This is a genomic window from Pseudomonas frederiksbergensis, from assembly GCF_001952935.1.
Classification (GTDB): Bacteria; Pseudomonadota; Gammaproteobacteria; order Pseudomonadales; family Pseudomonadaceae; genus Aquipseudomonas; species Aquipseudomonas frederiksbergensis.
The window spans coordinates 5877893-5889956 of record NZ_CP018319.1 but is presented as its reverse complement, the minus strand read 5'-3'; the positions used below and the strand labels follow the sequence as shown (position 1 = coordinate 5889956).

Genomic DNA, 12064 nt, shown 5'->3' with positions numbered 1-12064 from the left:
CGCAGTGACCGTTTTTATCCCTTCAAGGAAAACACCTGATGAACGACACAGAATCCAAAAAAACCACTGAAGCGTCGGAACCGACCGGCCTCAGTCGTCGCGGCTTCCTGGGCACCAGTGCGGTGACCGGTGCGGTACTGGCCGGCGCCACGGCCATCGGTGGCGCAGTGTTCACCCGTGAGACCTGGGCGGCAGCGGCCAAGGACGCACAACTGAAAACCCACGTCGGGCCGGGCGAACTGGACCAGTACTACGGTTTCTGGAGCGGTGGCCATCAGGGTGAAGTGCGGATCATGGGCATTCCGTCGATGCGCGAGTTGCTGCGTGTTCCGGTGTTCAACGTCGATTCCGCCACCGGTTGGGGCCTGACCAATGAAAGCAAACGGATCATGGGCGACAGCGCACATTTCCAGAATGGCGACTGCCACCACCCGCATTTGTCGATGACCGACGGCAAGTACGACGGCAAATACCTGTTCATCAACGACAAGGCCAACAGCCGCGTTGCGCGTATCCGCCTGGACATCATGAAGTGCGACAAGATGCTCACCGTGCCCAATGTGCAGGCGGTTCACGGGCTTCGCCTGCAAAAAGTGCCGCACACCAAGTACGTGTTCGCCAATGCCGAATTCGTGATTCCGCACCCCAATGACGGCAGCACCTTCGACCTGCAGGACAAGAACAGCTACACCCTGTTCAACGCCATCGATGCCGAGAAAATGGAGATGGCGTTCCAGGTCATCGTCGACGGCAACCTGGACAACACTGATGCCGACTACACCGGCAAATACGCGGCGTCGACCTGCTACAACTCGGAGAAGGCCTACGACCTGGGCGGCATGATGCGCAACGAGCGCGACTGGGTGGTTGTGTTCAACATCCCGCGCATCGAAGCGGCGATCAAGGCCGGCAAGTTCATTACCCTCGACGGCTCGAAAGTGCCGGTGGTCGACGGTCGTAAAACCGACGGCAAGGACAGCGCGTTCACCCGTTACATCCCGACGCCGAAGAACCCCCACGGCCTCAATACCTCGCCCGATGGCAAGTACTTCATTGCCAACGGCAAGCTTTCGCCGACCTGCACCATCATCGCCATCGCCAAGCTCGACGATCTGTTCGACGACAAGTTCAAGGACCCGCGTGACGTGGTGGTCGGTGAGCCCGAGCTCGGTCTGGGCCCGCTGCACACCACTTTCGACGGCCGCGGCAATGCCTACACCACGCTGTTTATCGACAGCCAGGTGGTGAAGTGGAACGTCGAGGAGGCGATTCGCGCCTACACCGGCGAGAAGGTCAACTACATCAAGCAGAAACTCGATGTGCAGTATCAGCCGGGGCACAACCATGCCTCGCTGACCGAAACCAGTGAGGCCGACGGCCAGTGGCTGATGGTGCTCAGCAAGTTTTCCAAGGACCGCTTCCTGCCGACCGGCCCGCTGCACCCGGAAAACGATCAGTTGATCGATATCTCCGGCGAGGAAATGAAACTGGTGCACGACGGCCCGGCCTTTGCCGAACCCCACGACTGCGTCATGGCTCGCCGCGACCAGATCAAGACCAAGAAAATCTGGGACCGCAACGACCCGTTTTTCGCCGAAACCGTGGTCATCGCCGCCAAGGACGGGATCAAGCTGGAGACCGACAACAAGGTCATCCGCGACGGTAACAAAGTCCGCGTCTACATGACCTCGATGGCCCCGGCCTACGGCTTGCCGGAGTTCACCGTCAAGCAGGGCAACGAGGTCACAGTGACCATCACCAACATCGACCAGATTGAAGACGTGACCCACGGCTTCGTGATGACCAACCATGGCGTGAGCATGGAGATCAGCCCGCAGCAGACCTCATCGATCACCTTCATCGCCGACAAGGCTGGCTTGCATTGGTACTACTGCAGCTGGTTCTGCCATGCGCTGCACATGGAAATGGTCGGCCGCATGAAGGTCGAGAAGGCCTGACCGTTGACCATCGACAGGAGCCAGCCAATGACTGATAGCAAGGGAAACCCGGTGAAGGTCATTGCGCTTGCGCTCCTGCTGATGTCCGGCGGCGCGCTGGCGGTGCAACCCGTCACCACGCTGCCGTTGACGGTGGGCGCCGATCAACGCTGGCACCTGCCGGCCGGGGAATACCGTGGCTCGTTCAGCGTCGATCAGCCGATGCAGATTGTCTGCGAACCGGGCGCGGTATTTCAGGGCGAGGGGCAGGGCAACGGCTTGATCATCAGTGCGCCGGATGTCGGCATCGAAGGCTGCACCTTTCTCGACTGGGGGCACGATCTCACCGCCATGAATGCGGCGGTGTTCATCCAGCCCAAGGCCCATGGCGCGGTGATTAAAGGCAATCGCCTGCAGGGTAAGGGCTTCGGTATCTGGGTCGATGGCACTCAGGATGTGAGCCTGATCGACAACCGCATTCAGGGTGATCCGACGATGCGTTCCCAGGATCGCGGCAATGGCATTCACTTGTATGCCGTGCATGGCGCCAAGGTCATTGGCAACCAGGTGCGCGACACTCGCGATGGCATCTACATCGACACCTCCAACGGCAACCTGCTGCAGGGCAATACCCTGGAAGACCTGCGCTACGGCGTGCATTACATGTTCGCCAACGATAACCGGTTGATCGGCAACACCACCCGCCGCACCCGCACCGGCTATGCCTTGATGCAAAGCCGCAAGCTCACGGTGATCGGCAATCGCTCCGAACAGGATCAGAACTACGGGATCCTGATGAACTACATCACCTATTCAACCTTGCGTGACAACTTCGTCACTGACGTGCGCGACGGCTCGACCGGCGACAGCATGATCAGCGGTGCCGAGGGCAAGGCGCTGTTCATCTACAACTCGCTGTTCAACAGCATCGAACACAACCACTTCGAGCACAGCGCCGTGGGTATTCATCTCACCGCCGGCTCGGAAGATAACCGCATCGCCGACAACGCTTTTGTCGGCAACCAGCGACAGGTCAAGTACGTCGCTACCCGCTTGCAGGAATGGTCGGCGGATGGCCGGGGCAATTACTGGAGCGATTACCTGGGCTGGGACCGCAACAACGATGGCCTCGGCGATATCGCCTACGAACCCAATGACAACGTCGACCGTTTGCTGTGGCTGTACCCGCAGGTGCGGCTGTTGATGAACAGCCCCGGTATCGAGTTGCTGCGCTGGGTGCAACGAGCGTTTCCGGTGATGAAATCGCCTGGGGTGCTCGACAGTCATCCGCTGATGAAGTCGTCCACTCAAACCCTGACCCAGGAGCCCACCTCATGAACGTCATCGACATCGAAGGCGTCAGCCAGCGCTATGGGCATGCCACCGTGTTGCATCAGCTCAACCTCAGCCTCGCTGAAGGTGAAGTGCTGGGATTGTTCGGGCACAACGGCGCGGGCAAGACCACCAGCATGAAACTGGTACTTGGCCTGCTCCAGCCCAGCGAAGGGCAGGTCAGGGTGTTCGGCCGTTTGCCCAGCGATCCCCACGTGCGGCGCCTGCTCGGTTATCTGCCGGAAAACGTGACGTTTTACCCGCAGTTGAGCGGTGTTGAGACCTTGCGCCATTTCGCGCGACTCAAAGGTGCCGCACCCGCTCAGGTGGACGTGCTGCTGGAGGAAGTCGGCCTGGCCGGTGCGGCGCATCGACGGGTCAAGACCTACTCCAAAGGTATGCGTCAACGCCTGGGGCTGGCGCAAGCGCTGCTCGGCGAACCGCGTTTGTTGTTGCTTGATGAGCCGACAGTCGGCCTCGATCCCATTGCAACCCAGGACCTTTATCGCTTGCTCGATCGCCTGCGTAGCCAGGGCACCAGCATCATTCTCTGCTCCCACGTCTTGCCGGGTGTCGAGGCGCATATCAACCGCGCCGCGATTCTGACCCAGGGCCGCCTGCTGGCCCTCGGCAGTCTCCACAGTTTGCGCGAGGAAGCCGGGTTGCCGACGCTGATTCGCGCCAACGGCCTGAAGCACGCCGGGCCGTTGCAGCAACGCTGGAACAACGCCGGGCACGTCACCGAACGCTGGGGCGTCGAAGGGCTTGAAGTGGCCGCGCTCAATGGCAGCAAGCTCGGGCTGTTGCGCCAACTGCTCAATGACGACGAACCGGCCGACGTGGAAATCCATCAGCCGTCTCTGGAAGATATTTACCGCTACTACATGAGTCGGGCCGGTGCGGCGCCCGTGGGGGAGGCCGTATGAACGCTGTCTGGAACATGGCCCGCAAGGAATTCAGTGATGGATTGCGCAATCGCTGGTTGCTGGCGATCAGTGTGTTGTTCGCCGTGCTGGCCATCGGCATCGCCTGGCTGGGCGCGGCAGCCTCCGGGCAATTGGGGTTCACCTCGGTGCCGGCCACCATCGCCAGCCTCGCCAGTCTGGCGACGTTTTTGATGCCGTTGATTGCGTTGCTGCTGGCCTATGACGCCATCGTCGGCGAGGACGAGAGCGGCACGTTGCTGCTGTTGCTGACGTACCCGTTGGGTCGCGGGCAGATTTTGCTCGGCAAGTTTGTCGGCCACGGATTGATCCTGGCGCTGGCGACATTGATCGGTTTCGGCTGCGCCATGCTGGCCATCGCGGTGCTGGTGGACGATGTCGAACTGAGCCTGTTGCTTTGGGCCTTTGGCCGGTTCATGGCGTCGTCGACGTTGCTGGGCTGGGGGTTTCTGGGGTTGGCCTATGTGCTGAGCAGTGTGTCGGCCGAGAAATCCACAGCAGCCGGGCTGGCGCTGGGCGTGTGGTTCTTCTTCGTGCTGGTGTTCGACCTGGCGCTGCTGGCGCTGTTGGTGCTCAGCGAAGGGCAGTTCAACCCCAAAGTGCTGCCCTGGTTGCTGCTGCTCAACCCCGCCGACATCTATCGCCTGATCAATCTCTCCGGTTTTGAGCCCGGCGCCAGTACCGCGGGTGTGCTGACGCTGGGCAGCGATTTGCCGATGCCGGGCTCGATGCTCTGGCTGTGCCTGTCGCTGTGGGTGGCGGTGCCATTGGGTTCGGCCTGGCTGTTGTTTCGTCGCCGGGCGACATGATTTTTTATTTTGGTTTTTTGGGAGTAGTTGACGATGAATGGGTTTTATCTGACGACGGTGCGCGCGGTGGCGGGCCTGATGATGTGCCTGTTTCTGACAGCCTGTGACAACCCGGCGCAAGCCACTTACAGCGATGCGGCCACGGCCTTTCATTCCAGTGATGAATGCCATGTCTGCGGGATGATCATCGACGGATTTCCCGGGCCCAAGGGCGAAGTCGTCGAGCGGTCCGGGGTCAAGAAGTTCTGTTCCACGGCGGAAATGATCGGTTGGTGGTTGCAGCCGGAAAATCATCATGGCGATGCAAGACTGTATGTCCACGACATGGGCCGCAGCCCGTGGAACGCGCCGGATGACGCTCAGCTGATCGATGCCAAGGATGCGTTCTACGTGGTCGGCACCCAACTCAAGGGCGCCATGGGCGTAGTGCTGGCGTCGTTCTCCAATCGCGAGGCCGCTGAGAAACTTGCCGCTGAACAGGGCGGTCGCTTGCTGCGATTCAGCGAGATCACTCCGGCGCTGTTGCAGCAGCACTAACGCCGTCGAAAAATCCTGATCGCCGTCAAGTCGTTTTTTTTCCTCCTGCTCAAAGATAGGGGCTGGCAATGTCCCCCAGTGCTGGCATCCGTGATGCCCAGGAGTAAATGATGAAAACCGAGTTTCAGGATCGCTTGGCGGTGGTCACGGGTGCCAGCTCCGGAATTGGTCTGGCACTGTGCGCCGCGCTGTTGCCGCGCGGGGTCAAGGTGTTGGCGATGTCTCGGACCCTCGGTGAATTGCCGGCGTTGCAGCAGATCTACGGCGAGCGGTTGCAGTGGTTTGCCGGGGATGTCACGAGTCAGCAGGACCTGCGCGAGCTGGCCGAGTGCGCGGCGGCGATTGGCCCGGTGGATTATCTGGTGCCCAACGCGGGCATCGCCGAAATGGCTGACAGCCTGGATATGCAGGCCTTTCAGCGCCAGTGGGCGGTTAATGGTGCCGGGGCGTTGAATACGCTGGCGGCGTTGCGCGGTGAATTGGCGAGCCCGGCGTCGGTGGTGTTTGTCGGGAGTTTTCTGACCGGTTCGAGTTTTCCGGGGTTGGCTGCGTGCATTGCCAGCAAGGCTGCCTTGGCGGCTCAGGCGCGGACGTTGGCGGTGGAGTTTGCGCGTTTTGATGTGCGGATTAATCTGGTTTCGCCGGGGCCGACGGCGACCTCGATGTGGGACAACCTGGGGTTGAGCGATGGGGAGCTTGGGGATGTTGCCGACACGCTAGGTAAACGTCTGTTGCCGGGGCATTTTCTTGATGCGGCGGCGGTGGCTAATGTGATTGTTTTTCAGCTGTCGCAGGGGGCTCGGGGTGTTTATGGGCAGGATTGGAAGGTTGATAACGGGTACACGTTGGGCTGAAGGGTAAATATTTACTTCGGAGTACATATCCGTTGCTGCGGTAACGGCTGCTTAGGGTTCCGCCCTTACGGCGGGTCACTTGGAGAAGCGCCAAGTAACCAAGCGCTCTTGCCCCTGACGTACGGTGGCTCGCCTAGGCTCGCCATACCCTCGCTCCGGTCCTGCTCCGTGGGCCCGCCGCCATCGGCCATCCATGGCCGGGGGCGGCTACCGCGGCATCCTTGCCGCGGTGCCCACTGCGCAGAACCTGCGCTCGGCCTTCCGACGGGGCAGATCAAGATCAACAGCAAGATCAAGATCAAGATCAAGATCAAGATCAACAGCCTGGCGTTGTACCTGTAGGAGCGAGCCTGCTCGCGAAAGACGTCTGGACACCGCGTTCATTCAGACAGCACGCGTTATCGTTCACGTCTTTCGCGAGCAGGCTCGCTCCCACAGGGGATTGCGTGAAACACCCCATCAGTTTTGCGCAACTTTTGGGGGGCGACCCGTTTGTGGGAACGATCATCCGGTGTATCGCCTCATTTGCCCCACGTCGTCGGGCAACCGGTGCAGCCCTCCATATTCGCGTCCTGAAAATTCGCATAGTGCTGCCGTGCGCCGCTCAGATTCGCCTGTTCCAAATTGCTTTCCCCCAACTTGGCCTCTTGCAGATTGGCATCACTAAGATTGGCCCCCTTGAGGTCGGCCTTGCTCAACCAGGTCATCTCCAGATCCGCAGCCCGCAGATTGGCGTTGTGCATTTTGGCCCCGGACAGGCGGGCAAATTGCAGGTAAGCGCCACCAAGGTTGGCATCCTGAAATTGTGCACCCTGGGCGAACATCCCCCAGCCCTGAATCGCCATCAGGGTTGCCCCGGTGAAGTCGGCCAGGCGCAGGTTGCTTTGTTGCAGGCTGGCGCGGGTCAGGTTGGCGCCCTGTAATCGGGCTTTTTCCAGGTTGGCGAGATCGAGTCGGGCGTGACGCAGGTCGGCATTGCGCAGGTCGGCACCGCTGAGGTTCATGCTGCGCAGGTCCTGATTGCTCAGGTTCGCGCCTTTGAGATCGGCGCCGGGGCATTGGCTGTGTTGGGCGACGGTGCAGCCGTTGATGATGAGCGGGGTGTCTTCGCCGTCGTCGGTGGCGTGAGCCAAAGGCAGTGTCAACATAAGGAATAAGGGAAGGTATTTCATTGCAGGTCCTCGAAATATGGAGGGCAGCTGGATACACACAAAACCTGTGGCTAGGGAGCTTTTGTGGCGAGGGGGTTTATCGGAATGCCGCACCACCCCGTTCGGCTGCGAAGCAGTCGTTAATCCAGGCAACTCGGTGTTCCTGGAAAATGTAGGGGGCCGCTTCGCGACCCAACGGGGGTAAACCCCCTCGCCACAAAAGCCCCCTCACCACAGGAGGTGGCGGATTACTTCTGCGCTGTCTTGTTATCCCAGCTCGGGATCTTGAACACCCAGAACGATCCGCCCTGAGCCACCGGTTTGGTCAGCTCGGCCATGTCACCGCCCCACAACGGCACCGCGCCGCCGTAACCGACGGTCACACCGACGTACTGCTCGCCGTCCTGTTCCCACGTGATCGGTGGCGAGACGATGCCGCTGCCGGTCTGAAACTTCCACAGCTGCGCGCCGGTTTTCGCATCGAAGGCCTTGAGGAAACCGTCGCCGGTACCGGTGAATACCAGGTTGCCCTTGGTTGCCAGCACGCCTGCCCACAGTGGCAGTGCTTCTTTGTGCTCCCAGACCACTTTGCCGGTGGTGGGGTTCATCGCGCGCAGGCTGCCGACGTGATCGTCGTACATGCGCTTGATGCGGAAACCCATGCCCAGGTAAGCCGAGCCTTTTTTGTAGCTGACCTCTTCGGTCCAGTATTCCTCCTTCCAGTGGTTGCCCGGAATGTAGAACAGCCCGGTGTCCTGGCTGTAGGCCATCGGGTTCCAGTTCTTGCCACCGAGGAACGGCGGCGAAACCTCCACTGGCTTGCCCTTGGTCTCACCGGGCAACGGTTTGGCCGGACGCTGGCCCGGATTCTCCACCGGCTTGCCGGTCTTGAGATCGATGTGGCTGGCCCAAGTGATGTTGTCGACGAAGGGAAATGCGTTCTGCAATTTGCCGTTGTTGCGATCGACCACGTAGAAGAAACCGTTGCGGTCCGCATGGCCGGTGGCCTTGACCGTTTTGCCGTCCTTGTCCTTGTAGTCGAACAGCACCAGCTCGTTGTTGCCGGAGAAATCCCAGGCATCGTTCGGGGTGTGCTGGTAGAACCATTTCACCTCGCCGGTGCTCGGATCGACGCCGACCTGGCCCGAGGTGTAGAGGCTGTCGTAATCGTGAGGATTGCCGTCCTTGGAGGTCCGAGCCCAAGTATTCCAAGGGCCAGGATTGCCGGCGCCGACGATGATGGTGTTGGTTTCCGGATCGAAACTGGCGCTTTGCCAAGGGGCACCGCCGCCGTGGCTCCAGGCTTCGACCTTGCCGGTTTCGGTGGTCGGGTCATCCGGCCAGGACGGCGCCTTGACGTCGCCGGTCGTGGTGCTGTCCTTACCGTTCAACCGGCCCATATGACCCTCGACGAAGGGCCGCATCCAGACCTCTTCACCCGTGTCGGGATCGCGGGCGAAGAGTTGCCCGACCACGCCGAACTCATCACCGGAGCTGCCGTGAATCAGCAGCACCTTGCCGGTGGTTTTGTCTTTGATCAGCACCGGGGCGCCGGTCATGGTGTAGCCGGCGGAGTGATCACCGAATTTCTTGTTCCACACCACTTTGCCGGTGTTCTTGTCCAGGGCGACCAGCCGCGCGTCGAGGGTGCCGAAGTAGATTTTGTCGCCAAAGATCGCCGCGCCGCGATTGACCACGTCGCAGCACGGACGAATGTTGTCCGGCAGGCGATGGTTGTACGTCCACAAGCGCTTGCCGGTCTTGGCGTCCAGGGCAAATACCCGCGAATAGGAACCGGTGACGTACACCACGCCGTCGCTGACGATGGCCTGGGATTCCTGGCCGCGCTGCTTCTCATCGCCAAACGAGTAGGACCAGGCCGGGGTCAGCTTGAACACGTTCTTGTCATTGATCTGGGCCAACGGGCTCCAGCGTTGCGCGTTGGTGCCCATGCCGTATTGCAGCACGTCCTTGGTGGTCAGGTGATCGTTGGCGATGTCTTCCCAACTCACATTGCGGGTGGGAGTGGCCGGTGCCGTCGCGCCGTAGCTGACAGCACTCAGGGACAGGCTGCCCACCAGCAGAAAAGCCTGCACGGCGATAGACAGCGGGGAAAGGGCGGGTAGCGATCTTATTGTCATGGTTGCAGTTCCCAGTGGAGGTTTTGGCCTGCACAGGGTGGTGTGCCCGACGTGTTGGCGGATACGGAAAAAGTCCCGCTGTTGCCGGGAATACTTCCCGTACGGCACCTAATTTAGGTGTGCGCCACAAGCCCTACTACCAAGGAACTAGACGGCGGCCACCAAAGCAGCATGGGGCTTGCGCGAAGCCGTTCCTAAGATGGGTGCCATAGCCTCTTCAAAGAGGTTTTGCGTGCAATCAAGAGGGCATAACAATGACAACAAGACGCAACGCCTTGCTCGTTGCCGGTTTGCTGGCCGGCTTTATCAGTGCAGGTTCTGTCTGGGCCCACGGCAACGTGGTCCCACAGGCTGTCGCCACCGCGGGCCTGACCCCGATCAAGGACGCTGGCGTACCGGTTGATGCCGATGGTTGGGCTGCGGTGAACCCTTATCGCACCACCCCGGAACACGATAAGGCCGTGGAAATCGGCTCTTCGGCGTACAACCAGAACTGCGCGGCCTGCCATGGCCTGGAAGCCAAGTCCGGCGGCATCGCCCCGATTTGCGCCTGCTCGATGTCGGCGAGGCGGGGGATGAATGGTTCGTCGAACGCGTGCGCCACGGCGCGGTGCGTGATGGCCGGGTCTACATGCCGAAGATGGCCGATTACCTGAGTCAGGAAGCTTTGTGGGCGGTACGCACTTACCTGGACACCGTTCGCGTCGAGGAATAACCCATGCGCCTGTTCGCTGTGTTGATCAGCGCTGTGTTGCTGTGCTGCCAGGCGGTGCAGGCGCAGGTCCGTACCTATGACGAAATGATCGCCGCCGGGGAACTGAAAGTGGCGGTCTACAAGGACTTCGCCCCTTACAGTTTTGAACACGACGGCCAGGCCCGGGGCGTTGATGTCGAACTTGCCGAGGCGTTGGCCAAGGCCCTTGGCGTGCGCCTGAGGTTGATTTGGGCGCCGGCCGGCGAGAAGCTCGATGACGACCTGCGCGATTACATCTGGCGTGCCAGTCAGTTGCACGATCTGCAACTGGCCGACCTGATGATGCGCGTGCCATACGATCGCGCCTACGCGCAGAAGCGCAATGAACTGGGCGAGCTGGAAAACGGCCATGTGGTGATGTTCGGCCCGTACCAGAACGAACAATGGCAGGTTGCTTATGATCGCCGCCGACTGGACAAAGTCGCTAGCGTCGCGGTGTTCGAGCACCACCCGATCGGCGTCGAAGTCGACAGCGTGCCGTCGTTCTACCTGACCTCGGTGTTCAACGGCATGCTCGCCGGCAAAACCCACCACTATCCCGGCGTACCCCAGGCTTTTGCCGCCATGAAGGCCGGTGAAGTCGATGCCGTCATGGCCATGCGCGGGGAGATCGACTGGCAGGTTCATGAAGCCAACGACCCGCAAGTGGCGCTGGCGGAAAACGCCTACCCGAACATGGGCAAGCAGCTGTGGGAGATCGGCATGGCGGTGCATGAAAGCAACCGTCAACTGGCCTATGCCGTGGAAGAGGCGCTGGAAACCTTGATTCGCGAGGGCTCGGTCAAGACTATTTATGGCCATTACGGCCTGCGCTATGACGTGCCTGAGATGTATCAACAGTGAACTGGCGAGCGGCTTGTCTGTTGGCCTGTTGGTTGCCCATCGCCGCGCACGCGGTGGACATCGACCCGGGCAAAGACCCGGTGCCGTCGGTGATGTGGGCCTTTTATCACAAGCAAATGCTCGGGGATGCGCCGTTCGTGTTCGACGATCGGGTCAAGCTGCTGGCGCCGCCGTTCGCCGAAGACGCCCGGCAGGTGCCACTGGAAATTGACGCGCGGGCGTTCAAGGGCGAAGTGGTGAAAATCCTCGCCTGGGCCGAGCTCAACCCGTTGCCGAAAATCGTCGATTTCCAGCCGCTGGACCGTGTGCTGCCCTGGCTGTCGATTCGTATCCGCATTGAGCAGGCCACGCCGTTGCGCGCGGCGGTACTGACCCGTGATGGGGTGTGGCACGTCGGCTCGACGCTGATCGATGCGGCGGGCGGTGGTTGCACGGCGCCGAGCGTGGTACGCACTCAGCCGGGCTGGGAGGAGCACATCGGCGAAGTGCTGGGCGGTCGCTATCCCCGTGGTGAATTCAGCCGAGTGCGCATGCAGGTGGCGCACCCGATGGACAATGGCATGGTCAGCGGCATCCCGGAATTCTTCATCAGTCATGCCGAACTGCGGGATCAGAACGATCAACTGCTGGCCCGTCTTGAGCTGTTTCCCGCGGTCAGCGAAAACCCCAACCTGACCTTCGATATCGAAGGGGCAGGGCAGACGCGCCTGATGCTGCGCGACAACAGCGGCAATCAATTCGATGCGGCCATACCCTGACCCA

General features: G+C 60.9%; 11 protein-coding genes and 1 pseudogene. 10 read left to right on the top strand and 2 right to left on the bottom strand.

Features of this window, described 5'->3' with window-relative positions:
* Positions 1-35: 35 nt before the first annotated feature.
* From nosZ to PFAS1_RS29675, 7 genes are all read left to right on the top strand, one after another.
* Positions 36-1958, top strand: a complete 1923-nt coding sequence (nosZ, locus tag PFAS1_RS27495; RefSeq protein WP_413037962.1) for a TAT-dependent nitrous-oxide reductase — start codon at positions 36-38, stop codon at positions 1956-1958.
* 27 nt (positions 1959-1985) lie between these two features.
* Positions 1986-3275, top strand: coding sequence for a nitrous oxide reductase family maturation protein NosD (locus tag PFAS1_RS27490; protein ID WP_074876163.1), 1290 nt, complete (start codon positions 1986-1988; stop codon positions 3273-3275).
* A complete protein-coding gene (locus PFAS1_RS27485; RefSeq protein ID WP_074876166.1) occupies positions 3272-4195 on the top strand; it encodes an ABC transporter ATP-binding protein in 924 nt (307 codons plus the stop codon). Before PFAS1_RS27490 ends, PFAS1_RS27485 begins: the two co-directional genes overlap by 4 nt.
* Positions 4192-5022 (top strand): ABC transporter permease, encoded by an 831-nt coding sequence (locus PFAS1_RS27480; protein WP_033062172.1) that lies wholly within the window; start codon positions 4192-4194, stop codon positions 5020-5022. Before PFAS1_RS27485 ends, PFAS1_RS27480 begins: the two co-directional genes overlap by 4 nt.
* Before the next feature lie 33 nt (positions 5023-5055).
* Positions 5056-5559, top strand: coding sequence for a nitrous oxide reductase accessory protein NosL (locus PFAS1_RS27475; protein ID WP_076031304.1), 504 nt, complete (start codon positions 5056-5058; stop codon positions 5557-5559).
* Positions 5560-5669: 110 nt separating this feature from the next.
* Complete coding sequence (locus tag PFAS1_RS27470) at positions 5670-6413, top strand: SDR family NAD(P)-dependent oxidoreductase (RefSeq protein WP_076031303.1); 744 nt, start codon at positions 5670-5672, stop codon at positions 6411-6413.
* 168 nt (positions 6414-6581) lie between these two features.
* Complete coding sequence (locus tag PFAS1_RS29675; RefSeq protein ID WP_156886763.1) at positions 6582-6755, top strand: hypothetical protein; 174 nt, start codon at positions 6582-6584, stop codon at positions 6753-6755.
* A gap of 179 nt (positions 6756-6934) precedes the next feature.
* On the opposite strand, the gene PFAS1_RS27465 is transcribed toward PFAS1_RS29675, so the two are convergent.
* Both PFAS1_RS27465 and exaA read right to left on the bottom strand, forming a co-directional pair.
* Positions 6935-7585, bottom strand: a complete 651-nt coding sequence (locus PFAS1_RS27465) for a pentapeptide repeat-containing protein (RefSeq protein ID WP_074876172.1) — start codon at positions 7583-7585, stop codon at positions 6935-6937.
* A gap of 227 nt (positions 7586-7812) precedes the next feature.
* Positions 7813-9705, bottom strand: coding sequence for a quinoprotein ethanol dehydrogenase (gene exaA / locus PFAS1_RS27460; protein WP_076031302.1), 1893 nt, complete (start codon positions 9703-9705; stop codon positions 7813-7815).
* 254 nt (positions 9706-9959) lie between these two features.
* Between exaA and pedF the strand changes: the two are divergent.
* From pedF to PFAS1_RS27445, 3 genes and pseudogenes are all read left to right on the top strand, one after another.
* Positions 9960-10420, top strand: a pseudogene (gene pedF, locus PFAS1_RS27455) (cytochrome c-550 PedF).
* A 3-nt stretch (positions 10421-10423) separates the two neighbouring features.
* A complete protein-coding gene (locus tag PFAS1_RS27450) occupies positions 10424-11302 on the top strand; it encodes a substrate-binding periplasmic protein (protein WP_076031301.1) in 879 nt (292 codons plus the stop codon).
* Entirely contained in the window at positions 11299-12060 is a 762-nt protein-coding gene (locus PFAS1_RS27445) for a quinoprotein dehydrogenase-associated SoxYZ-like carrier (protein ID WP_076031300.1), read from the top strand. Before PFAS1_RS27450 ends, PFAS1_RS27445 begins: the two co-directional genes overlap by 4 nt.
* Positions 12061-12064 lie beyond the last annotated feature (4 nt).

Excerpts from the sequence above, each read along its gene's own strand:
- PFAS1_RS27490 (WP_074876163.1), top strand. The coding sequence starts at position 1,986 with ATGACTGATAGCAAGGGAAACCCGGTGAAGGTCATTGCGCTTGCGCTC.
- PFAS1_RS27485 (WP_074876166.1), top strand. The coding sequence starts at position 3,272 with ATGAACGTCATCGACATCGAAGGCGTCAGCCAGCGCTATGGGCATGCC.
- PFAS1_RS27480 (WP_033062172.1), top strand. The coding sequence starts at position 4,192 with ATGAACGCTGTCTGGAACATGGCCCGCAAGGAATTCAGTGATGGATTG.
- PFAS1_RS27475 (WP_076031304.1), top strand. The coding sequence starts at position 5,056 with ATGAATGGGTTTTATCTGACGACGGTGCGCGCGGTGGCGGGCCTGATG.
- PFAS1_RS27470 (WP_076031303.1), top strand. The coding sequence starts at position 5,670 with ATGAAAACCGAGTTTCAGGATCGCTTGGCGGTGGTCACGGGTGCCAGC.
- PFAS1_RS27465 (WP_074876172.1), bottom strand. The coding sequence starts at position 7,585 with ATGAAATACCTTCCCTTATTCCTTATGTTGACACTGCCTTTGGCTCAC.
- exaA (WP_076031302.1), bottom strand. The coding sequence starts at position 9,705 with ATGACAATAAGATCGCTACCCGCCCTTTCCCCGCTGTCTATCGCCGTG.
- PFAS1_RS27450 (WP_076031301.1), top strand. The coding sequence starts at position 10,424 with ATGCGCCTGTTCGCTGTGTTGATCAGCGCTGTGTTGCTGTGCTGCCAG.